Origin of the sequence: Sphingomonas changnyeongensis (genome assembly GCF_009913435.1) — a bacterium.
Classification (GTDB): domain Bacteria; phylum Pseudomonadota; class Alphaproteobacteria; order Sphingomonadales; family Sphingomonadaceae; genus Sphingomonas_B; species Sphingomonas_B changnyeongensis.
Map to the genome: position 1 here is coordinate 506,311 of NZ_CP047895.1, position 24,543 is coordinate 530,853.

Consider the following 24,543-nt stretch of genomic DNA (forward strand, 5'->3'; position numbering starts at 1 on the left):
CACAGCCCCCCTTAGCGCGGATCGGGGGACGAATGAAATGGCCGGGCACGCACTAATCCAACCTGCATCAATCTGCATGACCGCCGGCACAGGCTGCGCTATAGGCCGCCCGCGATGACCGCCCTTCTGCTTGCCGCCCTGATGATGACGCTGATCGTCGGCCTGCGCTATCTGGCCGTGAGCGGGGCGTTCGCGCTCATCACCCGCCGCGTCCGCCCCGGCCTTTATGCCGGGCTCGATCCGCAGATCCGCCGCGAAATCACCTGGTCGCTGCTGTCGGCGGCAATCTATGGCGTGCCCGCCGGGCTGATGGCCTGGTCGTGGCAGACGCTTGGCTGGACGCGCATCTATACCGACATCGACGCCTATCCGCTGTGGTGGCTGCCGCTGTCGGTGCTCGCCTATCTGTTCGCCCATGACAGCTGGTTCTACTGGACCCACCGGCTGATGCACCGGCCGCGCTGGTTCCGCATCGCCCATGCCGTGCATCATGACAGCCGCCCGCCCACCGCCTGGGCGGCGATGAGCTTTCACCCCGTGGAGGCGCTGACCGGCGCGGTCGTCATTCCTTCACTGGTGTTCATTATCCCCATCCATGTGTCGATGCTGGGCGTGGTGCTCGGCATCATGACGCTGATGGGCGTGACCAATCACATGGGGTGGGAGATTTTTCCCCGCGCCCTTGTGCATGGGCCGGCCGGGCGCTGGCTGATCACGGCCAGCCATCATCAGCGGCATCACGAGCAGTACAGGTGCAATTATGGGCTTTATTTTCGCGTCTGGGACCGGCTGTGCGGAACCGACCAGGGGCTTGGGGATCTGGACGCGTCGGCTCGCGCTCGGGCTGAGCGCCGGGCTGCTGGTCGGGGCGGCAAGCCCGGGCACGCTTGACCTGACGGTCAGCGGCGTGCGTTCGGCCAAGGGAACGCTGCGCCTGTGCATCACCCGCGATCCGGCGAACTTTCCGCGCTGCGTCGACGATCAGCGCGCGATCACCCGCAACGTGCCGGCAAATGCGCCGCACCTGACGCTGACCGGGATGGCGACCGGGGACTGGGCGGTCGCGCTGATCCATGACGAAAACGACAATCGCAAGCTCGACACCTTTGCCGGGATCCCGCGCGAGGGCTTTGCCTTTTCGCGCAACCCGCCGCTCGGCTTCGGCGCGCCGCGCTTCGACGCCGCGCGCTTTCCGGTGAGCGGGGAGGCCCAACAGACGCTCCGGATGCGCTATCTGCTCTGACGCAGCGGATCGAAGGCGGCCGATAAGGGGCAGGAGGCGGGCCTGCATACCGGGCCCGCATGCCGAACCTTGTATCGCGGGGCCGCAGCGCCAAAATGACGGACAGCGGGATACGATCCCGCCAGCCCTGGCAACCCGCGATGGGGGCGCGGCGTTGCCGGCAGACCAATGTTCAGGGATGATCCATGCCAGCCCCCTTCCCGGCTAAACCGAACCCTGCCTCGCCCCGCATCGCCATGCGCGCCGGATCCGCGCTGCTCGCGGCCGTGCTCGCCGCCACCTCCCCCGCTGTTGCCGCGCAGGACAGCGGACCGCCCGCCAGCGCCGCCCCGCCGCGCGACGATTATGCGCTGACCTTCGGCCTCGGCGCGGCGGTCAACCCAAGCTATGCCGGATCGAACAATTATCAGGTCAATCCCGGCGGCATCATCCGCGGCCGCGTCGCGGGCTTTGCGTTCCAGACCCAGGGGCTGGGCCTGCTGGTCGACCTGATCCGCGACGGATCGGGCACGCTCGACGTGCAGGCGGGGCCGGTGGTGGCGCTCAACCCCAACCGCGTGAACCGCATCCAGGACCGCCGCGTGGCCGCCCTTGGCGAACTGGATCTGGCGGTCGAGGTCGGCGGCTTTCTGGGCCTGTCCAAGACCGGCATCATCACCAGCGCCTATGACAGCCTGACGATGACGGTCGCCATGCGGCGCGACGTGACCGGCACGCATGACAGTCATGTCATCGAACCCCGGATCACCTATGCCACCCCGCTCGACCGGCGCACGCTGGTGGCGCTGTCGGTCGATGCGGCGATCGTGGGCAACGGCTTTGCCCGCACCTATTTCGGCGTCACGCCGCAGGGTGCGGCGGCAAGCGGCCTTGCCGCCTATGATTTGGGCGGCGGCGTGCAGGATGTCGGGCTCAACCTGATCGGCGTGCGCAGCCTGGGGCGCGACGTGCGGCGGGGCTGGGCGCTGTTCGGAATTGCCGGCTTTTCCCGCATCCTCGGCGATTTCGCGCGCTCGCCGGTCGTGCGCGACGCCGGCAGTCCCAACCAGTTCTTCAGCGCCATGGGCCTTGCCTATAGTTTCTGATCCTGCGCTTTCCGGCAGGACGATGCTTGTTGCGGCGAAACGAACGCTCTACATCCGCGCGTCAAGACATGCGCGGAGCACATGATGTATAAATGGTCGCTATTTACTTGTGTAATATTTGCGGCGGCCAGCCCGGCTGCCGCACAGCTCGGCAATGACCGCAATGCGCTGACGATCGGCATCGGCGCGGGCGCGATCCCGTCTTATGAAGGGTCGAATGATTACCGGCTGATTCCGGCCCCGGTGCTGCGCGGCCGCGTGGCCGGCTTCGGCTTCAACACCGTGCGCACGCATCTTTATGTCGATGCCTGGCGCGACGGGCAGGGCAAGGTCGATTTCCAGATCGGGCCGGTGATCGGCGTCAATCCCAACCGCACCGGCCAGATCGGCGACCGCCGGGTCGAGGCGCTGGGCGAACTCGATCTCGCGATCGAGGCCGGCGGCTATATCGGCGTGACCAAGACGGGGTTGGCGACGCCGTTTGATTCGCTCAGCCTGACACTGTCCTATCAGAAGGACATTTCCGACACCCATGACAGCCATGTGATCCGGCCGCAGATCGCCTATATCCGGCCGCTCAACCTCAAGACCGCGCTGCGCGTGACCGCGGGCGGCGAGATTGTCGGCAGCGGCTATGCGCGCACCTATTTCGGCATCGACGCAGCCGGCGCGGCGGCGAGCGGCCTTGCCGCCTACCGGCTCGATGGCGGGCTCAAGGATGTCAACATCGGCGTCGGGATCAGCCATGCGCTGACCGGCACGCTGCTCAAGGGCTGGTCGGTGTTCGGCCAGGCAAGCTATGCCCGCGTGCTCGGCGATTTCGCCGACAGCCCGGTCGTCCGGGTGGCGGGCAATCCCAACACCTTTGCGGCGGCACTTGGCGTCGCCTACAGCTTCTGACCGGTTTCGGCCCCGCGCTGCGCGGGGCCGGACCCCACTGGCATATTGCCGGCAAAGCCCCTAAGCTTGGGGCATCCCCGGGGGAACGCTGCACCGGCGTTTGAGAGGCGGGCACGAGCCCGCGACCCGCTGAACCTGATCCGGCTGACACCGGCGGAGGGAGGGAGTGACCGGGCGCCGGCACGGGCGCCAGCCGCTCCGCCTTCCCCGTTTTTCGAGGACGAAAGAGCGCATCATGGCTGACATTCCCGCCCGCACCGAACTGAAGGTCACGACCGGCCCCATCCGGGGCAGCCGCAAGATCCATGTCGGCCCGCTCAAGGTCGCGATGCGCGAAATCACGCTCGAACCGTCGTCGGGCGAGCCGCCGCTGCGCGTCTATGACACGTCGGGCCCATACACCGATCCCGATGCGCGCATCGACATCATGGCCGGCCTGCCCGAACTGCGGCGCGACTGGATCCGCGGGCGCGGCGACGTCGAGGAGGTGCCGCAGCGCGAGGTGCGGCCGGAAGACAATGGCCAGCTCGGCCCCGACCGGTCGGGCGGCGTCGCCCCCTTCCCCCATGTCCGCAAGCACGTGCTGCGCGCGCGGCCCGGCCACAATGTCACCCAGATGCATTATGCCCGAAAGGGCATCATCACGCCCGAAATGGAATATGTCGCCGAGCGCGAAAATCTCGGCCGCGCGCGGCTGAAGGAGCAGCTGGCGCGCGACGGCGAGGATTTCGGTGCCGCCATTCCCGATTTCGTGACGCCCGAGTTCGTCCGCGACGAAGTGGCACGCGGGCGGGCGATCATCCCGGCCAACATCAACCATCCCGAAATCGAGCCGATGGCGATCGGCCGCAATTTCCTGGTCAAGATCAACGCCAATATCGGCAACTCCGCCGTCGCGTCGGACGTGGCGAGCGAGGTCGACAAGATGGTGTGGGCGATCCGCTGGGGCGCGGACACGGTGATGGACCTGTCGACCGGGCGCAACATCCACGACACGCGCGAATGGATCCTGCGCAACGCGCCGGTGCCGATCGGCACCGTGCCCATCTATCAGGCGCTGGAAAAAGTGGGCGGCATCGCCGAGGACCTGACCTGGGAGATTTTCCGCGACACGCTGATCGAACAGGCCGAACAGGGCGTCGACTATTTCACCATCCATGCCGGGGTGCGCCTGCCCTATATCCCGATGACCGCGAAGCGCGTGACCGGCATCGTGTCGCGCGGCGGCTCGATCATGGCCAAATGGTGCCTCGCCCATCACCGCGAATCCTTCCTCTACGAACGGTTCGACGAGATTTGCGAGATCATGAAGGCCTATGACGTCAGCTTCTCGCTGGGCGACGGGCTGCGGCCGGGGTCGATCGCCGATGCCAATGACGAGGCGCAGTTCGCCGAACTCTATACGCTGGGCGAGCTGACCAAGCGCGCCTGGGCGCATGACTGCCAGGTGATGATCGAGGGGCCGGGCCATGTGCCGATGCACAAGGTCAAGGCGAACATGGACAAGCAGCTCGAAGCGTGCGGCGAAGCCCCCTTCTACACGCTCGGGCCGCTCACCACCGACATTGCGCCCGGCTATGACCATATCACCAGCGCGATCGGCGCGGCGATGATCGGCTGGTTCGGCACGGCAATGCTCTGCTACGTCACGCCCAAGGAGCATCTGGGCCTGCCCGACCGCGACGATGTGAAGGTGGGCGTGGTGACCTACAAGCTCGCCGCCCATGCCGCCGATCTGGCCAAGGGCCATCCCGCCGCCAAGCTGCGTGACGATGCGCTCAGCCGGGCGCGGTTCGAGTTCCGCTGGCGCGACCAGTTCAACCTGTCGCTCGATCCCGACACGGCCGAACAATATCACGACCAGACCCTGCCCGCCGAAGGGGCCAAGACCGCGCATTTCTGTTCGATGTGCGGGCCCAAATTCTGTTCGATGAAGATCACCCAGGAAGTGCGCGAGTTTGCCGGGCGGCAGAACCAGCAGGCCGATGCCTTTCTGGCCGCGACCGAAGCCGCCGCCGACCCGGCGGCAGCCGAGGCGGGCATGCAGGAAATGAGCGCCCGCTACCGCGAGGGCGGCGACCTTTACGTTCCTGCGGAATGACGGCCTGAGGGGGCGGGCGGCCCGGACAGCCGCCTGCCCCCCCCCGCCGCCTGCCCTCCGGTTGCGCCCTGGCCCTGCGGCAATGTCCGCTTAAGCCTTTCGCGCTAGGCTGGCGTTCCCTTCATCGGCCAAGGGGCGCCGCATGACGTTCAGCTTTTCCGATTTCGCCAGTGCCGTCAGGGCGGAGGGCGAAGTCAGCGTCGAACAGGTGCTGGCGGCACGCCGCTGGGCCTGGGCTGACGGGGTGATCACCCCCGACGAAGCGGACACGATTTTCGAGCTCAACCATCTGGTCGCGCGGCCGACCGCAGACTGGACCGATTTCTTCGTCGAGGCGCTGACCGAATATCTGGTCAATGGCGTCGCGCCGCGCGGCCATGTCAGCGACGAAAACGCCCGCTGGCTGATCGACCATGTCAGCCGCGACGGCCGGGTCGAGAGCCATGCCGAGATGGAACTGCTGGTCCGCGTGCTCGAAAAGGCCGAAACCGCGCCCGATGCGCTCAGGACATTCGCCCTCGCCCAGATCGAGCGCGAAGTGCTGACCGGCGAAGGCCCGACCCGGCGCGGCGGCACCCTCAGGCCGGGCCTGATCACCGACACCGAGGTCGCGCTGCTGCGCCGTCTGCTCTATGCCGGGGGCAGCGCCGAAGCCACGATGATCAGCCGCGACGAGGCCGAGATGCTGTGGGCGCTCAAGGACGCGACGCTGGACGCGGCCAATGCGCCGGGCTGGCGGACGCTGTTCGTGCAGGCGGTGGCGCGTCACCTGACCGGCCATGGCGGGCGCGGCAACGTCACCCGCGCCGATGCCGCGCGGCTCGACGCCTTCATGGCCGACAACCGGCCGGGCATTGGCGGCTTTCTGGGCCGCATGGCCCGCGCGCTGGTCGAACGCCCTGGAGCGGCACCCGCCGCGATGTCAGCCGATGATCGCGCCGTCGAGGCTGCTGCCGCCGCTGTCGTGACCGCGGCCGAGGCGCAGTGGCTGCGCACGCGCATGGAGGCGGACGGCCGCCTCGACCCGCTCGAACAGGCGCTGCTCGACTTTCTTGCCGAGGATTAGAGCGTTTTCGAGCCGGGCGGGATCACCCGGCGACGATCAGCCGGGGCTCGCCCTGCCGGGTGCGCGCCTTCCACATCTGTTCGTGGAAGAAGAAGGCGACCGCGTTCACGCATGGTTCGATCAGCGCGATGCCGCCGGCGATCTCGACCGACCCGGTCAGCAGATAGGCGACCGTAAAGCCGATCGAGAGATGGAGCGCGAGATAGGTCAGGGTCTTGATCAGATCGAGCGACATGGCAGCGGTCCTTGTCCAGGACGTCCAGTTAAGATCGATTCGCAATAATCTCCAATCAGGATCGCGCGTCACAGTCATCGACCGGGGCGATCATCAGCCCTCCAGCGTCCGCGCCAGCGTCGCGCAGGCCGCGAACAGCCGGTCGCGCACATCCGGCCCGAGCATTTCGCAGAGCAGCCCGTCAAAGGCGAGCCGCCGCCGCTCGCCCGCCGTGTCGATCATCACCAGCAGCGTCGCCTCGTCATGCGACAGCACCGAACAGCAGGGCGGCGAGATCGCGAACGGCTCCGGCCAGCAGCCGCGCACCGTTTCCAGCAACAGGTGCAGCGCCCGCGCGGCCTGGACGCAGCCAAGCCGTTCATGCGCGACCTGCAGCGGACATCGCCGCATATGGCGCGCCAGCACCCAGCGGCGCACCGCGCCGGCAATTGCGGCCTGGGCGGGCGTCAGCTGATCGAGGCGGGGAAGGGCGAGCTGGAGGCGTTGGTCGAGCATGGCGGGAACATGTCATGCCGTTTTATTGCGATCAAGTCGCATTAGCAGATAAATTCCACCCCCGCCTGGCGCGTCAGCTCTCGAGGTGCGCCGCCCAATAATCAAAGGCCTCGGCCTGCAGCCGGGCGACCAGCGCCCGCGCCGCCGGTCCTGTCCATGGCCCGTCATGCCCCATCATCAGCGCGCGTCCCCCTGCCCACCAGCCCTGGCCGGGCAGGCCATCCGATTCGCGCACCACGAGCACGGCCAGTTCGGGCTCGCCGCGCCCCGCCGCCTCGGCATCGATCGCGTCGAGCGTGCGGCAGAGGCTGCGCATCAGCGGGCGGGTGAAGCGGTGGCCGAGCTGGCCGAGCAGCCCCGCATAGCTGACCGCAGACCGTGCCCGCGCCGCCGCGACCAGCAGCGCGCGGACCCGGACGGGATCCGCGACGCCGGGCAGCTGCCCGTCCTGTGCTGTGCGCCGGTCGGTCACGGCCGCCACTTTGGCGGGGCACCGACCGGCGCTCAACGCCGTTCAGCCGGGGATCATCGATTCGGCCGCACAACGGGCATCTGAACCGGCAGGAGCCACAGCATGATGCGTTTTTCCGGACTGAGCCTTGCCCTCGCCGCGCTGATCGGGCTGGGCGGCTGCACCACGCTGGGCGGGGGCGGCTATATCGGCACCGAATGGGGCCCGGCCGGCTATGCCCCCGGCCCGGTCGCCTGGGGGGCGCCATGGTTCGGCGCACCCGGCGGCAACTGGGGCGGCGGCTGGGATGGTCGATGGGGCGGGGCCTGGAGGAACGGCGCCTGGGGAAATGGGGCCTGGGGTGGCGGGCCGGGCTGGAACAGTGGCGGATGGGGCGGCTGGGGCGCTCCCGGTGCAGCCCCCTGGCTGTTCGACAATGATATCCGCCGCCGTTACCGGACGCCGCGCGAGCGCGCCTATCTGCAGGAGCGGCGGCTCGACCGGCGGGAGTTCCGCGCCGACCGCAACAATGACCGGCGCGATTATCGCGCGGAGCGGCGCGCCGACCGCCGCGCCTATCGCGACGGCACGGTTCCACGCGCGGACTATCGCGCCGACCGCCGGCAGGACCGGCGCGAATACCGCGCGGAACGCTGGCGCGACCGCGCCGAATATCGGCAGGACAGGCGGGAGGACCGCCGCGACTTCAGGCGCGGCGCGCCGTCTCGCCGCCGATAGGCAGGCTTATTTCCGGCCGGCCTTCCACGCGCGCACGGCCTGCAGCGCACCCTTGATATGGCCGAGCGGTTCCGCCGCCGTATAGGCGAACAGGATGCGGCCATCGGGCGCGATCACATAGGAGGTGCGGTTGCTCATCGCCACGCCGGGCGCGAGCGCCACGTCATAGCTTTTGATGACCGCCGGGCTCGCGCTGGCGACGGCGAATTTGTTGCGGCATTCCTCGACCGAGAAGCGCTTGAGCGTGTCGATATCATCGGCCGACATGCCGATCACCGTCGCGCCGAGCTTGGCAAACTCGGGCGTCGCCTCGGCAAACTCATGCGCCTCGATCGTGCAGCCCGAGGTGAACGCCTTGGGATAGAAATAAAGCACCACCGGGCCCTTCTTCAGCGCATTGCCGAGCGCGAACGAAAAGGCCTTGCCGGCAAGCGCGCCCTGGGCGGAGAAATCCGGCGCGCGGGCGCCCGGGGCAAGTGCCGCACTCGCGGGGGCGGCAGACAGGATCAGGGCGGCGCCAAGCAACGGAGCGGCGAAACGGCCGGTCAGCAGGCGGGCAGCGCGCAGTTTGACGGCACTGGGACGGAACATCGGGCGTCTCCTCGGGATTGCGGGGCGCCCTTTCCTTAAGCGCCCCGTCAGCCCGACGCCAGCATCAGCGCGCCACCCAGCCGATGATGAGGTAAAGCACGGCGATTTCGACACCCAGCGTCAGCAGCATGATCACCGCGGCGATGCGCACGAAGACCGGATCGATGCCGGTCGCGCGGGCCAGGCCGCCGCACACGCCCATCATCTTGGCATTGACGCGGTCGAGACGGAAAGCGGACATGGTCGGTTCCTTAAGACTGACGGGCCGGCGATCAGGCGACGAACGCGACATTGGCCGGGCCGACCGCGGCGACGACGAAGAAAGCGGCAACCGCCAGCGCACCGACGACCGACAGCAGCGATTCACGGACAGACGAAAAACCCGACATGATCATTCTCCCTGGCGATGCCGGCGGGACCATCCCGCCGGCGACACCAGAGAGTATGCATGGGCCGTGCCAAGTCGAAAAAAGCCCGGCAAACAGCGCTTTTTTCTTCAGCCTGCGTCAATCATCTCGCAAAAACCGCCAAATCGGCAGGATTTCCCGCCGGATGTTGGGCCTGCCTGCGATCAAGCCAGTGCGTCGATCGTCCGCGCCAGATCCACATCGCGCTGCGACAGGCCGCCGGCATCATGGGTGGTCAGCAGGATATCGACCCGGTTCCACACATTCGACCATTCGGGATGATGGTCGGCCTTTTCTGCGGCCAGCGCCACGCGGGTCATGAAGGCAAAGGCTTCGGAGAAATCGGCGAACAGGAACCGCCGCGTCAGCGCATCGCGGGCTTCGTCATAATCCCACTCGCCCAGCCGGTCGAGCGCGGCGGCGCGCTGCGCTTCATCGAGCTGTTCGACCATTGCTTGTCCCTTCATGCCTGTTTCCCCTATGTCGCCTTCATGGGATCGCCACGTCAACGGCCACAAACACATGCGCCCGACGCTGCGACGATCGAGGCGCTGGCGCGCGCAACGTTGGCCGATCTGCCCGCCACCTTCCGCGCGCATCTGGGCGCGGTGGTCGTGCAGGTGCATGACTGGGCAGACGAGGCGCTGCTTGCCGAGATGGAGATTGACGATCCGCTCGACCTGACCGGCGTCTATCTGGGCCAGCCGGTCGGCGACAAGCATAATGGCGCGATTGCCGCCCTGCCCGACATGATCCAGCTGTTCCGGATGCCGATCCTGTTCGAATGGGCGGAAACTGGCGTCGCGCTCGAACATCTCGTCGCCCATGTGACGATCCACGAGATCGGCCATCATTTCGGCCTGTCGGATGCCGACATGGCCGCGCTCGAAGACGCCGAACCGGAGGATGGAGCCTGACCGCGCTCACCCTTGACCGGCTGGCCTGCCGCCGGGGCGGACGGCTGCTGTTCACCGGCCTGTCGCTCGATCTGCGCGCGGGGCAGGCGATCCGCATCACCGGCGCGAACGGCACCGGCAAATCCAGCCTGTTGCGGGTGGCCGCCGGCCTGCTCGCGCCCTTTGGCGGGACGGTGGTGCGCGAAGGCCGCACGGCGCTTGCCGATGAAGGGCTGGCGCTCGACCGCGATCTGCCGCTGGCCGACGCGCTCGGCTTCTGGGCGCGGCTCGACGGGCGGGCGTCGCGGCTTGCCCCTGCGCTCGCGGCGCTGGGGCTGGAGGCGCTGGCCCCGGTCCCGGTCCGGATGCTGTCGACCGGGCAGCGCAAGCGCGCCGTGCTCGCGCGTGCGGTGCTGAGCGCCGCGCCCATCTGGCTGCTCGACGAGCCGACCAACGGGCTGGACGCGGACGCGATCGCGCTGCTCGAACGGGCGTGTGCGTCGCATCTGGAGGCGGGCGGGCTGATCGTCGCCGCCACGCACCAGCCGCTGGCGCTGCCGGGGGCGGCGACGCTCGACCTCACCCCGTTCGCCGATGCGGCGCGCGCGCGGACGATGGCGGAGGATGACGATGATTGAGATCATCCGCCGCGATCTCGGCCTGGCATGGCGCAGCGGCGGGGCCGGGCTGCCCCTGGCATTTTTTCTGCTGAGCGCGACGCTGTTCGCCTTTGCCATCGGGCCCGATGCGGCGCTGCTGGCGCGTACCGGTCCGGGGCTGGCCTGGCTGGCGGCATTGCTTGCCGCGCTGCTGCCGCTCGACCGGCTGATCGAGCCCGACCGGCTGGGCGGCGTGCTCGACCAGCTGGCGCTGCGCGGCCATGCCGACGAAGCGGTGGCGGCGGCCAAGCTGATTGCCCATTGGCTGAGCTTCGGCCCGCCGCTGATGCTCGCCCTGCTGCCGGCGGCGGCGTTGCTGTCGATCGACGCAGCGGCGCTGCTGCGGCTCGAACTGGCACTGGCGCTCGGCACGCCTGCGCTGGCGGCACTCGGCCTGACGGTCGCGGCGCTGACCGCCGGGCTGCGCGGCACCGGGGCGCTGGGCGGGCTGCTGATGCTGCCGCTGGCCGTGCCGGTGCTGATCTTCGGCGCCGGAGCGGTGGCCGACGGCTCTGGCTCGGCGCTCAGGCTGCTCGGCGCGGTGTCACTGCTGCTGACGGCAGGCGCGCCCTTTGCCGCCGGCGCGGCGCTGCGCGCGGCGCGGGAATAACCTGAGCGACAAACTCAATCCCGCTGCCAGCGCGCCCAGATCGCGGTCGGCAGGATCAGGCCGCGCGCTTCCTCGCGCACGCCCAGCTCGCCGCATTCGACGCGGCCGGGCAGCTCGGCAAAGGCCTGGGCAACCAACTCGCCGATCGCCAGTGCCGACAGCCGCACCGCATAGACGGTCAGGAACAGGAACCGCGACTCGGCATCGAGCAGCCGGCGGCAATCGGCGACCAGCGGGGCCAGATGCTCTTCGAGCTTCCACACCTCACCATCGGGGCCGCGGCCATATTTGGGCGGATCGAGGATGATCCCGTCATAGCGCCGGCCGCGCCGCACCTCGCGCGCGACGAACTTGGCGGCATCGTCGACAATCCAGCGCACCGGCCGGTCGTCCATTCCCGACAGCCGGGCATTGGCGCGCGCCGCCTCGACCGATTTCTTGGAGGCGTCGACATGCACCATCTCAGCCCCTGTCGCCGCGAGCGCCAGCGTGCCGACGCCGGTATAGCCGAACAGGTTGAGCGCGGTGCTGGGCTTCAGCCCCCGCATCCAGTCCCACACCGGTGCCATGTCGGGGAAAAAGCCCAGATGCCGGAACGGCGTGCAGGCGGCGGTGAAGCGCGCCTCGTTCCAGGCGAGCGGCCAGCCTTCGCGGGGGACTGGCCGGTCGAACCGCCAGCGCCCGCCGCCATCCTCGTCCGATCCGGGCACGAACTCGCCATCCGCCTGCCAGTCGGCGCTGGCGGGTGCCCACATCGCCTGAGGTTCCGGGCGGATGAACCGGTAACGGCCATAGCGTTCGAGCTTGCGGCCATGGCCGCTGTCGATCAGGCCGTAATCGGCCCAGCCATCACCGATGAGCAGCCGGGGCGCGTCCATTCAGGCGCTGGTCCCGTGAGCGGGCGTCGCGCGCGCGGCGATATGGGCGATGACCGCATCCAGATCATTGGGCAGCAGGCTGAACCGTTCCTCGCGCTCGAACAGCTTGCCGACCCGCGCGGGAAGCGACGGGCGGATGCCGGTGGCGCGTTCGACGGCGTCGCGGAACTTGGCCGGATGCGCGGTCGCCAGCGTCACCACCGGCACATCGCCCGGCAGGTCCGCCGCGCGCGCGGCGGCCAGCGCGATCGCGCTGTGCGGATCGATCACCTGCCCCGCCCGCTCGGACGCCCAGCGCATGGCCAGCGACATTTCATCGGCATCGATCCGCGCGCTCGAAAACAGCGGCCGCGCGCCCGTCAGCTGCGCATCGGTCAGCCGCATCGCCCGGTTGGCGGCAAAGGCCGCCATCTGGCCGGGCACGGCCGCGGCATCGAGATCATGGAGCAGCCGTTCAAAGTTCGAGCTGACCTGGATGTCCATCGACGGCGTGGCGGTGGGCGTGACCGGCCCCGCCGCATAATCGCCGGTCGACAGCGCACGGTGCAGAATGTCGTTCACATTGGTGGCGACGATCAGCCGCGCGACCGGCAGCCCCATGCGCGCGGCGACATAGCCGGCGAACACGTCACCGAAATTGCCCGTCGGCACGGCAAAGGCGACCGGCCGGTCGGGCGCGCCCAGCCTGACGGCGGCATAGAAATAATAGACGATCTGGGCCATCAGCCGCGCCCAGTTGATCGAGTTCACCGCCGACAGGGCGAAGCGCCCGGCGAAATCGGGGCGGGCGAACATCGCCTTCACCATCGCCTGGGCGTCGTCGAAACTGCCCTCGATGGCGATGTTGTGGACATTGGGCGCGAGCACGGTCGTCATCTGCCGCCGCTGGACATCGGACACGCGGCCATGCGGATGCAGCATGAAGATGTCGACCTTGGCCCGCCCGGCCAGCGCGTCGATCGCCGCCGAACCGGTGTCGCCCGAGGTCGCGCCGATCACCGTCAGATGCGTGTCGCGGCGCGACAGGAAGCGTTCGAACAGCAGGCCGAGCAGCTGCAGCGCCACATCCTTGAAGGCAAGCGTCGGGCCGTGGAACAACTCGAGCAGCCAATGCCGGCGGTCGAGCTGGACGAGCGGCGTGACGCCGGCATGGGCAAAGCGGCCATAGGCCTGGGCGCACAGCGCCTTCAGCTCGTCATCGCCGATCGCGCCGCCGACAAAGGGGCGCATGACCGCGACGGCGGTATCGACATAATCGAGCCCGGCAAGCGCGGCGATCTCCGCCCGGTCGAGCCGCGGCCAGACGCTGGGCACATAAAGCCCCCCGTCACCGGCGAGGCCGGCCAGTGTCACGGCCTCGAAATCGAGCGTCGGCGACGCGCCGCGCGTGCTGATATAGTCCATGACGGGCCGGCTTAACCGTCAGGGCGGGCCGGGGCAAGAAAGCGATCAGCCGCGCGCGCGGCGGCGCAGCGCGAGCAGGTAGATCACCGCCGCTGCCCCGGCGAAGAAGAACCATTGCAGCGCATAGGCGATGTGATTGTCGGGCACATCGGCAAGGCTGGGCGGCCGGGCGGGCAGCAGGCCGGGCGCCGGGCTGGTCGCGACCAGCCGCCACACATGCGCCTTGTCGGGCGCGATGACGCCGCTGACCTGCCCGCCCGCCCAGCGCGGCGGCGCGGGCGTCGGCGACCAGCCCAGCACCGCCTGAAAGCCCGGACCCTCGGCCCCGCGCGCGCAGGCGGCGACATGCACCCAGCCGGTATCGCCCTTCAGGTTGCGCCCGGCCTGGGCGCTCCATCCGGTGACGCTCAGGCAATAGGCGGCGGCGCGGCGGAACAGCGGCGGATCGCGCGGATCGGGCACCGCCGGCAGCGCGATTTCGGGCAGACCGCGCGCGGCGGCATAGCGGGCGATCAGCGCCTTTTTCTCGGCCGAGCGCGCCAGCTGCCAGACGCCGAGCGCGATCATCACCATGACCGCACCGGCAACGATGATGGTGGGAAAAAGCGGCAGGCGCAGCGGGGTGCGGGACGTTGTCATCAGGGCTCGATCCGGCCTTCGCGGGCCTGGTTGCGATGTTCGAGGAAGATCAGCGCCGCCTTGGCCGCGCGCAGGCTGATGAGCGTCAGCCCCAGCGTCAACGGCACCCACAGCAGCAGATGGACCAGGGCCGGCGGAGAAAAGCGCAGCTCGACCAGCACGGCGGCAATGGTCACCACCGCGCCGATGCCGAGCGTCAGAAAGGCGGCGGGACCGTCGCCGACATTGAACCGCCCGAAATCAAGCCCGCAGGCCCGGCATTGCGGCGCGAAGCGGACCGGGCCGTCGAACAGCGTCCGCGCGCCGCAGGCCGGGCACAGGCCGCGCAGGCTGGCCGCGACGAGATCGGGCGGCGTCATGCGACCGGCCCTCCCGGGTTGCGGCGGCATGGTGCCGGACAGCAAAACGGCGCCGGGACGATCCGCCCCGGCGCCGCTGTGCGATGATGGGCGCGGCCCATCCGGCGATCAGCCGTGCACCGGCGCGCCCCAGCTGCCCCACACATAGATGGCGACGAACAGGAACAGCCACACGACGTCGACGAAATGCCAGTACCAGGCCGCCGCTTCGAAGCCGAAATGCTGGCGCGGGGTGAAATCACCGCGATAGCCGCGCACCAGGCAGACGATCAGGAAGATCGTGCCGACGAGCACGTGGAAGCCGTGAAAGCCGGTCGCCATGTAGAAGGCGGCGCCGTAGTTCAGGCCTTTGAACGGGATCGGCGAGTGCAGATATTCATAAGCCTGGATGGCCGAGAACAGCAGGCCAAGGCCGATCGTCAGCCACAGGCCCTTCTTGAACCCCTCACGATCGCCGTTGATCAGCGAATGATGCGCCCAGGTGACGGTGGTGCCCGAGCAGAGCAGGATCAGCGTGTTGAGCAGCGGGAAGGCGAACGGATCGATCACTTCCAGCCCCTTGGGCGGCCACTGGGCGGCGATTTCGGCGATCTGCACCGAACCGTCGGTGATTTCGAGCGGCACCGGGAAGAGCGAGAAGTCGAACCACGCCCAGAACCAGCCGACGAAGAACATCACTTCGGAGGCGATGAACAGGATCATGCCGTAGCGCAGGTGCAGCTGCACCACCGGGGTGTGATCGCCGCCATTCGCTTCGCGGACCACGTCCGACCACCAGCCATACATGGTGTAGAGCACGCCGGCGAGGCCGAGCAGGAACACATAGCCGCCATAGGCCGCCTGGTGCATCCACATCACGCCGCCGACCGCCATGGTCAGCGCCGAGAACGAGCCCAGGAGAGGCCAGGGGCTGGGGGCAGAATATGATAATCGTGGTTCTTGGCGCCGGCCATGATGCGTCCCTGCTCCGTTGGTCGAAAAGCCCTAGCTGCCCTGCCCGGCGGAATCCACCGGGTAGAAGGTGTAGCTGAGGGTGATTTGCTGGATATCCTTCGTGTCGGGATCATCAAGGATCGCCGGATCGACGAAGAAGGTGACCGGCATGCGCACGCGCTCGCCGGGCTTGAGGGTCTGCTCGGTGAAGCAGAAACACTCGATCTTGTTGAAATATTTGCCCGCCTGATCGGGCGAGACATTGAACACCGCACGGCCGGTCACCGACCGGTCGGTCAGGTTCTGGGCGTAATAAAACGCCATGTCGCGCGCGCCCACCGCGACGCGCTGCACCGGCCGCTCGGGCCCGAAGCGCCAGGGCAGCCCCGATGCGGTGTTGGCGTCGAAGCGCACCGCCACCTGCACGCTGCTGGCGCGGGTCGGCAGATCGGCCTCGGTGGCGCGCATCGTCGTGCCGCCAAAGCCGGTGACCTGGCAGAACAGCCGGTAAAGCGGCACGGCGGCAAAGCCCAGGCCGACCATCGCGAGCGCCATCAGCGCGGCGAGCGCGGCGCTGCGGCGGTTGCGGAGCGCGAGGTCGGTCATACGCCCGGCTGCCCGATCTTCGCAAAGGTCAGGAAGAAGAACAGGATCGCCATGCCGGCCAGCACCAGCGCCATCACGCGCGACCGGGCGCGCTGACGGGCGCGGATCTGTTCGGTCGGATCGGTCATGCCAGCCTCATCGCGACAATGTCGGCAACCAGCGCACCGAACAGGATGAACAGATAAAGGATCGAGAATGCGAACAGCTTTTTCTCCGCCTTCATCCCTTCAGCCGGCTGGGCGGGGGGAAGCCGACACGGACGGCCAGCACAAGGAACACGGCGCTGAGCACCGCCGCCGCCACGCCATAGACCGGGCCGGCAAGCCCCAGCGGCCAGGGCGCCACCGCCGCCGCCACCATCGGCAACGTGTAGAGGAAGATCTGCCGCCGCGTCGCCTGTTCCCCGGCGACCACCGGCAGCATCGGCACGCCGGCATTGGCGTAATCCATGCGCACGAACAGCGCGAGCGCCCAGAAATGCGGCGGCGTCCACAGGAAGATGATCATGAACAGCAGCACCGGCATCAGCGTGACGTCGCCGGTGACGGCGGCCCAGCCGATCAGCGGGGGGAACGCGCCGGCGGCACCGCCGATGACGATGTTCTGCGGCGTGCGCGGCTTCAGCCACATCGTGTAGATGACGGCATAGAAAAAGATCGAGAAGGCCAGGATCGCGGCGGCGAGCCAGTTGGTCGCCAGCCCCATGATCACCACCGAAAAACCCGACAGCGCCATGCCGAAATGCAGCGCCGATTCGGGCGCCATCCGCCCGGCCGGCAGCGGCCGGCGCGCGGTGCGCTTCATCTTGGCGTCGATATCGGCTTCATACCATTGGTTGAGCGCCCCGGCGGCCCCGGCGGCGACCGCGATGCACAGAATGGCGGTAAAGCCGATCACCGGATCGATCCCGCCCGGTGCCGCCAGCAGCCCGCACAGGGCGGTGAACACGACAAGCGTCATCACCCGCGGCTTGGTCAGCGCGAGGAAATCCCGCCAGTCGGCGGGCATCGGGACGGACGCGTCGAGCGTGGTGCTGTTCATCGCGTGGCACTCTTGTTGTGCAGCCGGCGCGGAAGGCCGTGCCCCCGCGCCTGGTGCCGCACGTCCCGCCGACAGGGCGGGGCCGTTGGCCCGCCGCCGGAACCGGCAGCGGGCCAGATGCCGGGATCAGTCGATCTTCGGCAGGGTTTCGAACTGGTGGAACGGCGGCGGGCTGGACAGGGTCCATTCCAGCGTCGTCGCACCTTCGCCCCAGGGATTGTCGGCAGCCTTGCGGCCGGCGAGCAGCGAGACGATCACGTTGACGAAGAAGATCGCCATGCCGAGCGCCATGATGCCATAACCGACGCTCGCCAGGTGGTTATAGGCGGCATAGGCGTCCGGATAATCCGGATAGCGGCGCGGCATGCCCTGGGTGCCCAGGAAGTGCATCGGGAAGAACAGCACGTTCACGCCGACGAAGAACACCCAGAAATGCAGCTGGCCGAGCAGCTCGTTATACTGGCGGCCGCTCATCTTCGCGAACCAGTAATAGAAGCCGGCGAACAGCGCGAACACCGCACCCAGCGACAGCACATAGTGGAAGTGGGCGACGACATAATAGGTGTCGTGCAGATTGTCGTCGACGCCGCCATTGGCGAGCACGACGCCGGTCACGCCACCGACGGTGAACATGAAGATGAACCCGAGCGCCCACAGCATCGGCGTCTTGAAGGTGATCGAGCCGCCCCACATGGTCGCGATCCACGAGAAGATCTTGATGCCGGTCGGCACCGCGATCACCATCGTCGCCGCGGTGAAGTACATCTTCACATTGACGCTCATGCCGGTCGTGAACATGTGGTGCGCCCACACGACGAAACCGATCACGCCGATCGCCACCATCGCATAGGCCATGCCGAGATAGCCGAACACCGGCTTGCGGCTGAACGTCGCGATGATCTGGCTGACGATGCCGAAGCCCGGCAGGATCATGATGTACACTTCGGGGTGGCCGAAGAACCAGAACAGATGCTGGTAGAGCACCGGATCGCCGCCGCCGGCCGCATCATAGAATGCGGTGCCGAAGTTGCGGTCGGTGAGCAGCATCGTGATCGCCGCCGCGAGCACCGGCAGCGCAAGCAGCAGCAGGAAGGCGGTGACCAGCACCGACCACACGAACAGCGGCATCTTGTGCAGGGTCATGCCCGGCGCGCGCATGTTGAAGATGGTGGTGATGAAGTTGATCGCGCCCAGGATCGACGCCGCGCCGGCAAGATGCAGCGACAGGATCGCCATGTCGACCGCCGGCCCCGCCGAGCCGCTGGTCGACAGCGGCGGATAGACGGTCCAGCCCGTGCCCGCGCCATTGCCGGTGCCGCCGGGCACAAAGGCCGAGCCGAGCAGCAGCAGGAAGGCGGGAACCGTCAGCCAGAAGCTGATGTTGTTCATGCGCGGAAAGGCCATGTCGGGCGCGCCGATCATGATCGGCACGAACCAGTTGCCAAAGCCGCCGATCATCGCCGGCATGACCATGAAGAACACCATGATCAGGCCGTGCGCGGTGATGAGCGCGTTCCACAGGTGATAGGCCTGGTCCATCGACGCGGCCGAGCCTTCGACGATGCTGGCCCAGCCCTGCAGATACTGGACGCCGGGGGCGGCCAGTTCCATGCGCATCAGGCCGGAAATGGCGCCGCCGACGATCCCCGCGATGATCGCGAAGATCAGATAGAGCGTGCCGATATCCTTGTGGTTGGTCGACAGGAACCAGCGCGCGAAAAAGCCGGGCTTGTGGTCGGCGTCGTGCGCGTGGTGCCCATGGTCCGCAACAAAGGCGGACGGGGTTGCAGCAATCTCAGTCATCAGTTGGTACCCTGGCTGGGTTCGCCGCCGGCGGCGGCAGAAACGCTGGCAGTCTCGGCGGCGGGAGCGGGAGCGGCGGCCGCGGCCGGTGCGGCGTCTGCCGCCCCGGCATCTTGCCGCCCTTGGCCGCGACCCAGGCCTTGAACTTTTCAGCCGACACGACTTCGATCGCGATCGGCATATAGGCGTGGCGCGCGCCGCACAGTTCGGAACACTGGCCGAAATAGACGCCTTCCTTTTCCGCCTTGAACGCAAGCTCGTTCACGCGGCCGGGAATGGCGTCGAGCTTCACCCAGAAGGACGGCATCGCGAAGCTGTGGATCACGTCATTGGACGTGGTGAGCAGCCGGATTTCCTGGCCAACCGGAATGACCATGCGGTTGTCAACGGCGAGCAGGCGCGGGCCATCGGCGTCGGTACGCTGCTTGGCACCCGCCTTGGGCTGGTCCTCAAGCATGTTCGACACGACCTCGAACCCGCCATGGTCCGGATATTGATAGGTCCAGTACCACTGGTTGCCGATCGCCTTGACGGTGACCGCGTCCTTGCCGGCCGGCTTGAACTGGGCGGCGAGCAGGCTGATCGAGGGGATGGCGATGCCGACAAGGATCAGCACCGGCACCAGCGTCCAGATCACCTCGATCGCGGTGTTGTGCGACGTCTTGGACGGCACCGGATTGGCCGAGCGGCGGAAGCGCACGATGCACCACAGCAGCAGGCCGAGCACGAGCACGCAGATCGCGACCATGATCGGCATCAGCACGGCGTCATGCATCCACAGCGCGCGGCGGCCATTGGGCGAGAACTGCGCCTGCAGGCCGATCACCCGGTCGGTGGGCATGCCGATGCCGGCCTTGGGGGCAAGCACCTCGTCGGCCGCGGCCGGAGCCGCGGCCACGGGTTTAGCCTCAGCCGCAACCGTCGCTGCTTGTTGGGGCGCGTCCTGCGCCTGGGCAATGGCCGGCGCACATGCAAGGCCGATTGCGAGCAAGAGGGTTTTGGCGAGCTTCATAGGCGTCCCGTTTTCTTCCATCTGTTGTTGCTGGCGGACGCCGGCAACAGGCGGTCCTGACAACGAAATCGGGCGGCTTATAGGCATGGTTCGGGGCTGCCTCAAGATCGGTTATGTCCGCTAACATATATTATAGAAGACGGGCGCGGCATTGCACGCCCGGTGGCAAGCGCGTATCGCACCGGCCATGACCGGCGCTGCTTCCCCCACCCTGTCCGATGCCCAGATTCTGGACGAATTCCGGTCCGCCGGCGCGCTGCTCGACGGGCATTTCATCCTGTCATCGGGGCTGCGCAGCCCGCGCTATCTGCAATGCGCGCGCGTGCTGATGAACCCGGCACGCGGGGCCCGACTCGCCACGACGCTGGCCGCGCGGCTGCCCGATGATGTGCGCGCGGCGATCAGCGCGGTCGTGTCCCCGGCCATGGGCGGCGTGATCGCGGGTCATGAAATGGGCCGCGCGCTCGGCGTCGATGCGATGTTCCTCGAGCGGCCCGACGGGGTGTTCCATCTGCGCCGCGGCTTTGCGCTCGCGCCGGGACAGAAGGTGCTGATGATGGAGGATGTGGTGACGACCGGCCTGTCCTCGCGCGAGGCGATCGCCGCGATCCGCGCGGCGGGCGGAGAGGTTATCGCCGCCGCCGCGCTCGTCGACCGGTCGAACGGCAGTGTCGATCTGGGGGTGCCGTTCTTCCCGCTGATCCGGCTCGACGTGCCGAGCTATGCGCCCGATGCGCTGCCGCCCGAACTGGCGGCGATCCCGGCGATCAAGCCCGGAAGCCGCGCGGCATGACCCTGCGCCTGGGGGTCAATATCGATCATGTCGCCACGATCCGCAACGCGCGCGGCGGCGATCATCCCGATCCGGTGCGCGCGGCGGAAATCGTCGCGGCGTGCGGCGCGGACGGCATTACCGCCCATCTGCGCGAGGACCGGCGGCATATCCGCGACGCCGATCTGGAACGGATCATGGCGGCGACCGATCTGCCGCTCAATCTGGAGATGGCGGCGACCGAGGAAATGCTGGCGATCGCGCTGCGCCACCGGCCGCATGCCGCCTGCATCGTCCCCGAAAAGCGTGAGGAGCGGACGACCGAGGGCGGGCTCGACGCCGCCGGGCTGCACAACCAGCTGGCCCCTCTGGTTGCCCGGCTGGGCGATGCGGGCATCCGTGTCAGCCTGTTCATCGAGCCCGATCCCCGCCAGATCGAGGCGGCGATGCGGCTGGGCGCGCCGGTGGTCGAGTTTCACACCGGGCGCTATGCGCATCTGCTGCTGGCGGGCGATCAGCCGGCGGCAACCGCGGAGCTGGCCCGGATCGCCGACGCTGCCGCGCTCGCGGCCAAGAACGGCATCGAATCGCATGCCGGCCACGGCCTGACCTTTGCCAATGTCGTGCCGATCGCCGCCATCCCGCAGATCGCGGAGCTGAACATCGGCCATTATCTGATCGGCGAGGCGATCTTCATCGGCCTCGACCAAAGCATCAGGCAGATGCGCGCGCTGATGGACGAGGCGCGCGGCGTCACGGGTGCGCGCCGCACGCCATGATCGTCGGCCTCGGCTCCGATCTGTGCAACATCGAGCGGATCGCGGCCTCGCTCGCCCGGTTCGGCGACCGGTTCGAACAGCGCGTGTTCACCGATGCCGAGCGCGCCCGCGCCGCGCGGCGGCCGCTGACCAAGGCGGGCACGCTCGCCAAGCGCTTCGCCGCCAAAGAGGCGTTTTCCAAGGCGGTCGGCACCGGCTTTCGCCGCGGCGTGTTCATGCGGGACATCGGTGTCGTCAACCTGCCCTCGGGCGCGCCGACGCTGGCGCTGGACGGCGGTGCGCGTGCGGCGCTCGACGCGCTCATTCCCGCCGGCCATGTCGCGCGGATACATTTGACGTTGACCGACGACCATCCCTGGGCGCAGGCCTTCGTCATCATCGAGGCGGTGCCGGAATGACGGCACGGCCGCGATGTCATCGCCCTGGGCCGTTCAGCACAGGCACAGGCGCAGCACGGATAGATGATCGGCAGAAGGCCGGGAGCATGATCGGGTGAACGGGACGAGCGGAATGGAGCAGGGCGCGACGATGGCAGGGCCGAAAGACAAGACCGACTGGCTGGCCGAAGCGCGCGGCATTTTCTGGCTGCTGCTCGCCGTGCTCGGCTTTCACAGCTTCATCGCCAAGCCATTCTATATCCCGTCCGAATCGATGATGCCGGGCCTGCTGGTCGGCGACCGGCTGGTGGTGTCCAAATATCCCTATGGCTGGTCCTATGTCTCGCCGACCTTCCACATCCTGCCGTTCATGCCGGGCCGGCTGTTCGGGCGGCTGCCCGAGCGCGGCGATGTGGTGATCGCATCGCCGCCGGGGGTGCGGCAGGACTATATCAAGCGGGTGATCGGCCTGCCCGGCGACCGGATCGAGATGCGCGGCGGCACGCTGGTGCTGAACGGCGTGCCGGTCAGCCGGTCGCTGCCGGCACCGCGGCTGATCCCGGTCGATGCCAATGCGCCGTGCCGGGACGACCAGTTTCCGGGCCGGCTCGTCACCGGGCCGGACGGCAAGCCCTATTGCGCGCTGCCGATTGTGCGCGAAACGCTGCCCAATGGGCGCAGCTTCGACACCATCGATCTGGGGGCCAGCTCGACCGACGATTTCCCGCCACTGACGGTGCCCGAGGGGCATGTCTTCCTGGTCGGCGACAATCGCGACCGTTCGGCGGACAGCCGCGTTCCGCTTGACCAGGGCGGGCTGGGCGGTCCGGTGCCGTGGGAAAATCTGGGCGGCCGGGCGGAGTTCATCACCTTCTCGCTCGACGGCACGGCGGAATGGTACAACCCGATCAGCTGGGTGCAGGCGCTGCGCGGCGGGCGGGCGGGCAGCTCGCTCCACCCGGCGCGCGCCGAACGCTGAACGATGCGCCCGGCCCGCAAAGGCCGGGCCGGTCCGTCAGCAGCGAACGCGCCATGGCGTCCCCTTATCGCGCAGGTTGAAAGGCATGGTGGTTTAAATGGCACTGGCGCGCGCATGCCAATCGTGCCCGGCCTTTAAGCCCGTTACGCCGGTAATCCGGGGCCGGACGCCCCCTTCTGCAAACGCACGTCCGGCCGCGCGGCCCTCTGCCGCAGCGCCCGGATCATGACTGTCTGATTCTGTCGGGAAAGCGGCGCCGCTCAGCGCGCGCCGGGAATGCCGCCGGGCATGCCACCGGGAACGCCGGCACCCTGCTGCTGCTGCTGCATCTGCTGCAGCACGGCCGCCGGGATGAAGTCGATCAGCTCGACCTCGAAGATCAGCAGCGAGTTGGCCGGGATCTTGCCGCCGCCGACTTCGCGCTCGCCATAGCCCAGTTCCGGCTTGATCCAGAACCGCGCCTGGCCGCCGCGCTTCAGCAGCTTCAGGCCTTCCGAAAAGCCGGGAATGACCTGCGCGACTTCCATCGGGGCGCGTTCATTCTGGTCGAACACCGTGCCGTCGCGCAGCATGCCCTTGTACTTGACGAGCACGACGTCAGTATCGGCGGGGCTGTCGCCCTCACCGGCCTTGAGCATCTGATATTGCAGGCCCGATGCGGTCTGGGTCACGCCCGGCTGGCCGGCATTCCAGGACAGGAACTGCGCGGCAGAGCCGGTCTGCGCGATCACTGGGCCGGTGCCGACCCAGGCAAGCCCGAACGCGGCCACCGCCGCGACGCCAAGGCCGCCCCACAACATCGACAGCACCCGCCGGGAAACGGGACGAAGCGGAACGGCGGTCACGGACATGGGTCAACTCCGGTGGTCAGGCCCGGTCAGTCGGGCGATAACGGCCGGCAGCTAAACCACAGCCGGCCGTCCGGGGAAAGCCGGAAAGCCAGGGTATTGGCGCAAAAGGCGAAAGGCACCCGGCGATGATGACGCCCCGCACAAGGCGCGGCCACCATGCCGGAACGCCCCCGTCGAGGGGGCGCAGGGGGCGGACGAACCGCCCCCGATAGCGTCTTACTTGACGCCGTCGCGCTCGGCGCGCTTGCGCTCGAGCTTGCGGGCGCGACGAATCGCGGCGGCACGCTCACGGGCGCGCTTTTCCGACGGCTTTTCGTAATGGCGGCGCAGCTTCATCTCGCGATAGACGCCCTCGCGCTGCAGCTTCTTCTTGAGCGCGCGCAGCGCCTGGTCAACATTGTTGTCGCGGACGAGGATTTGCATAACGCCGTCAGACTCCGTTTCCCGAAAACGGATGCAAGGCCGACAGCCGGCCTCTCACCCGCAAAGCATAATAGAAGGTTCGTCGCAAACCGGGTTTGCGCCGTTCGCGCCGCCCTAGCAGCCGGATCGCGATTCGACAAGCATTTGCGCGCGGCCGGTCATCACCCGGGCGGGGGCCGCAGAATCGAAAGGCCCCGCACGCCCGGTTGG

The 24,543-nt window shown here is 68.2% G+C and carries 30 protein-coding genes, 2 pseudogenes and 1 riboswitch; of the genes and pseudogenes, 14 read left to right on the plus strand and 18 right to left on the minus strand.

Translation table 11 applies throughout. From position 1 onward, the window contains the following. The first annotated feature begins 114 nt into the window (after window positions 1-114). The 6 genes from GVO57_RS02555 (at window position 115) to GVO57_RS02580 (ending at window position 6,395) form a co-directional block, all read left to right on the plus strand. On the plus strand, window positions 115-891 hold the full coding sequence (locus GVO57_RS02555) for a sterol desaturase family protein (RefSeq protein WP_160591583.1): 777 nt from the start codon (window positions 115-117) through the stop codon (window positions 889-891). A 16-nt stretch (window positions 892-907) separates the two neighbouring features. Next, complete coding sequence (locus tag GVO57_RS02560) at window positions 908-1,243, plus strand: DUF2141 domain-containing protein (protein ID WP_233281440.1); 336 nt, start codon at window positions 908-910, stop codon at window positions 1,241-1,243. 236 nt (window positions 1,244-1,479) lie between these two features. Then, window positions 1,480-2,328, plus strand: coding sequence for a MipA/OmpV family protein (locus GVO57_RS02565; protein WP_160591585.1), 849 nt, complete (start codon window positions 1,480-1,482; stop codon window positions 2,326-2,328). 81 nt (window positions 2,329-2,409) lie between these two features. After that, on the plus strand, window positions 2,410-3,228 hold the full coding sequence (locus GVO57_RS02570) for a MipA/OmpV family protein (protein ID WP_160591587.1): 819 nt from the start codon (window positions 2,410-2,412) through the stop codon (window positions 3,226-3,228). Window positions 3,229-3,302: 74 nt separating this feature from the next. Beyond that, window positions 3,303-3,394, plus strand: a riboswitch (TPP riboswitch). Between the two features lie 69 nt (window positions 3,395-3,463). Next, window positions 3,464-5,329: a phosphomethylpyrimidine synthase ThiC gene (thiC, locus tag GVO57_RS02575; protein WP_160591588.1), complete on the plus strand. Its 1,866-nt coding sequence runs from the start codon at window positions 3,464-3,466 to the stop codon at window positions 5,327-5,329. 142 nt (window positions 5,330-5,471) lie between these two features. Further along, window positions 5,472-6,395: a hypothetical protein gene (locus GVO57_RS02580; protein WP_160591590.1), complete on the plus strand. Its 924-nt coding sequence runs from the start codon at window positions 5,472-5,474 to the stop codon at window positions 6,393-6,395. Window positions 6,396-6,417: 22 nt separating this feature from the next. Here GVO57_RS02580 and GVO57_RS02585 read toward each other — a convergent pair whose 3' ends face one another. The 3 genes from GVO57_RS02585 to GVO57_RS02595 form a co-directional block, all read right to left on the minus strand. Further along, window positions 6,418-6,630 (minus strand): DUF2061 domain-containing protein, encoded by a 213-nt coding sequence (locus tag GVO57_RS02585; RefSeq protein WP_160591592.1) that lies wholly within the window; start codon window positions 6,628-6,630, stop codon window positions 6,418-6,420. A 93-nt stretch (window positions 6,631-6,723) separates the two neighbouring features. After that, a complete protein-coding gene (locus GVO57_RS02590) occupies window positions 6,724-7,125 on the minus strand; it encodes a hypothetical protein (RefSeq protein WP_160591593.1) in 402 nt (133 codons plus the stop codon). A gap of 73 nt (window positions 7,126-7,198) precedes the next feature. Then, window positions 7,199-7,597, minus strand: coding sequence for a ribose-phosphate pyrophosphokinase (locus GVO57_RS02595; RefSeq protein ID WP_233281441.1), 399 nt, complete (start codon window positions 7,595-7,597; stop codon window positions 7,199-7,201). Window positions 7,598-7,699: 102 nt separating this feature from the next. On the opposite strand from GVO57_RS02595, the gene GVO57_RS02600 reads away from it, so the two are divergent. Continuing rightward, a complete protein-coding gene (locus GVO57_RS02600; protein WP_160591594.1) occupies window positions 7,700-8,314 on the plus strand; it encodes a hypothetical protein in 615 nt (204 codons plus the stop codon). Window positions 8,315-8,320: 6 nt separating this feature from the next. Here GVO57_RS02600 and GVO57_RS02605 read toward each other — a convergent pair whose 3' ends face one another. The 3 genes from GVO57_RS02605 to GVO57_RS02615 all read right to left on the minus strand — a co-directional run bounded on the left by GVO57_RS02605 (window position 8,321) and on the right by GVO57_RS02615 (window position 9,764). Continuing rightward, the gene (locus GVO57_RS02605) at window positions 8,321-8,905 is read right to left on the minus strand and encodes a peroxiredoxin (RefSeq protein ID WP_160591596.1); all 585 of its coding nucleotides are present in this window, start codon (window positions 8,903-8,905) and stop codon (window positions 8,321-8,323) included. Window positions 8,906-8,969: 64 nt separating this feature from the next. Next, window positions 8,970-9,146: a PspC domain-containing protein gene (locus GVO57_RS02610; protein WP_160591598.1), complete on the minus strand. Its 177-nt coding sequence runs from the start codon at window positions 9,144-9,146 to the stop codon at window positions 8,970-8,972. A 330-nt stretch (window positions 9,147-9,476) separates the two neighbouring features. Next, a complete protein-coding gene (locus tag GVO57_RS02615) occupies window positions 9,477-9,764 on the minus strand; it encodes a 4a-hydroxytetrahydrobiopterin dehydratase (protein WP_160593781.1) in 288 nt (95 codons plus the stop codon). A 39-nt stretch (window positions 9,765-9,803) separates the two neighbouring features. Here GVO57_RS02615 and GVO57_RS02620 point away from each other — a divergent pair, with 39 nt between their 5' ends. Genes GVO57_RS02620 through GVO57_RS02630 form a run of 3 tightly spaced genes read left to right on the plus strand, consistent with a single transcriptional unit; the run spans window position 9,804 to window position 11,477 of the window. Continuing rightward, window positions 9,804-10,229: a metallopeptidase family protein gene (locus GVO57_RS02620; protein ID WP_160591600.1), complete on the plus strand. Its 426-nt coding sequence runs from the start codon at window positions 9,804-9,806 to the stop codon at window positions 10,227-10,229. Further along, entirely contained in the window at window positions 10,226-10,846 is a 621-nt protein-coding gene (ccmA, locus tag GVO57_RS14555) for a heme ABC exporter ATP-binding protein CcmA (protein WP_233281524.1), read from the plus strand. Before GVO57_RS02620 ends, ccmA begins: the two co-directional genes overlap by 4 nt. Continuing rightward, the gene (locus GVO57_RS02630) at window positions 10,833-11,477 is read left to right on the plus strand and encodes a heme exporter protein CcmB (protein WP_160591604.1); all 645 of its coding nucleotides are present in this window, start codon (window positions 10,833-10,835) and stop codon (window positions 11,475-11,477) included. Before ccmA ends, GVO57_RS02630 begins: the two co-directional genes overlap by 14 nt. Window positions 11,478-11,491: 14 nt before the next feature. On the opposite strand, the gene GVO57_RS02635 is transcribed toward GVO57_RS02630, so the two are convergent. The 10 genes and pseudogenes from GVO57_RS02635 to coxB form a co-directional block, all read right to left on the minus strand. Next, entirely contained in the window at window positions 11,492-12,355 is an 864-nt protein-coding gene (locus tag GVO57_RS02635) for a class I SAM-dependent methyltransferase (RefSeq protein ID WP_160591606.1), read from the minus strand. After that, a complete protein-coding gene (gene thrC, locus GVO57_RS02640) occupies window positions 12,356-13,759 on the minus strand; it encodes a threonine synthase (protein WP_160591608.1) in 1,404 nt (467 codons plus the stop codon). Between the two features lie 45 nt (window positions 13,760-13,804). After that, a complete protein-coding gene (locus GVO57_RS02645) occupies window positions 13,805-14,398 on the minus strand; it encodes an SURF1 family cytochrome oxidase biogenesis protein (protein WP_160591610.1) in 594 nt (197 codons plus the stop codon). Then, complete coding sequence (locus GVO57_RS02650; RefSeq protein ID WP_160591612.1) at window positions 14,398-14,757, minus strand: DUF983 domain-containing protein; 360 nt, start codon at window positions 14,755-14,757, stop codon at window positions 14,398-14,400. The genes GVO57_RS02645 and GVO57_RS02650 overlap by 1 nt, the downstream gene beginning before the upstream one ends. Window positions 14,758-14,865: 108 nt before the next feature. Further along, a pseudogene (locus GVO57_RS02655) lies at window positions 14,866-15,710 on the minus strand (cytochrome c oxidase subunit 3). Window positions 15,711-15,741: 31 nt separating this feature from the next. After that, on the minus strand, window positions 15,742-16,296 hold the full coding sequence (locus tag GVO57_RS02660; RefSeq protein ID WP_160591614.1) for a cytochrome c oxidase assembly protein: 555 nt from the start codon (window positions 16,294-16,296) through the stop codon (window positions 15,742-15,744). Next, window positions 16,293-16,424 (minus strand): hypothetical protein, encoded by a 132-nt coding sequence (locus tag GVO57_RS15230; RefSeq protein WP_268830444.1) that lies wholly within the window; start codon window positions 16,422-16,424, stop codon window positions 16,293-16,295. Before GVO57_RS15230 ends, GVO57_RS02660 begins: the two co-directional genes overlap by 4 nt. Continuing rightward, a pseudogene (locus GVO57_RS02665) lies at window positions 16,421-17,337 on the minus strand (heme o synthase). Before GVO57_RS02665 ends, GVO57_RS15230 begins: the two are co-directional and overlap by 4 nt. 126 nt (window positions 17,338-17,463) lie before the next feature. Further along, window positions 17,464-19,140 carry a cytochrome c oxidase subunit I gene (gene ctaD, locus GVO57_RS02670; protein WP_160591616.1) on the minus strand — a complete coding sequence of 559 codons (1,677 nt, stop codon included), beginning with the start codon at window positions 19,138-19,140 and terminating at the stop codon, window positions 17,464-17,466. Next, window positions 19,133-20,038, minus strand: coding sequence for a cytochrome c oxidase subunit II (gene coxB / locus GVO57_RS02675; protein ID WP_327785535.1), 906 nt, complete (start codon window positions 20,036-20,038; stop codon window positions 19,133-19,135). The genes ctaD and coxB overlap by 8 nt, the downstream gene beginning before the upstream one ends. Before the next feature lie 301 nt (window positions 20,039-20,339). Between coxB and pyrE the strand changes: the two genes are divergently transcribed. From pyrE to lepB, 4 genes are all read left to right on the plus strand, one after another. Next, window positions 20,340-20,945, plus strand: a complete 606-nt coding sequence (gene pyrE, locus GVO57_RS02680) for an orotate phosphoribosyltransferase (RefSeq protein ID WP_407695702.1) — start codon at window positions 20,340-20,342, stop codon at window positions 20,943-20,945. After that, window positions 20,942-21,703: a pyridoxine 5'-phosphate synthase gene (locus tag GVO57_RS02685; protein ID WP_160591619.1), complete on the plus strand. Its 762-nt coding sequence runs from the start codon at window positions 20,942-20,944 to the stop codon at window positions 21,701-21,703. Before pyrE ends, GVO57_RS02685 begins: the two co-directional genes overlap by 4 nt. Next, window positions 21,700-22,101 (plus strand): holo-ACP synthase, encoded by a 402-nt coding sequence (gene acpS / locus GVO57_RS02690; protein WP_160591621.1) that lies wholly within the window; start codon window positions 21,700-21,702, stop codon window positions 22,099-22,101. The genes GVO57_RS02685 and acpS overlap by 4 nt, the downstream gene beginning before the upstream one ends. A 130-nt stretch (window positions 22,102-22,231) precedes the next feature. Continuing rightward, window positions 22,232-23,059: a signal peptidase I gene (gene lepB, locus GVO57_RS02695; RefSeq protein ID WP_233281442.1), complete on the plus strand. Its 828-nt coding sequence runs from the start codon at window positions 22,232-22,234 to the stop codon at window positions 23,057-23,059. 260 nt (window positions 23,060-23,319) lie between these two features. On the opposite strand, the gene GVO57_RS02700 is transcribed toward lepB, so the two are convergent. Together GVO57_RS02700 and rpsU are read right to left on the minus strand one after the other, a co-directional pair. Beyond that, a complete protein-coding gene (locus GVO57_RS02700) occupies window positions 23,320-23,859 on the minus strand; it encodes an FKBP-type peptidyl-prolyl cis-trans isomerase (RefSeq protein ID WP_327785552.1) in 540 nt (179 codons plus the stop codon). A gap of 267 nt (window positions 23,860-24,126) precedes the next feature. Beyond that, a complete protein-coding gene (gene rpsU, locus GVO57_RS02705) occupies window positions 24,127-24,333 on the minus strand; it encodes a 30S ribosomal protein S21 (protein ID WP_046348761.1) in 207 nt (68 codons plus the stop codon). Window positions 24,334-24,543 lie beyond the last annotated feature (210 nt).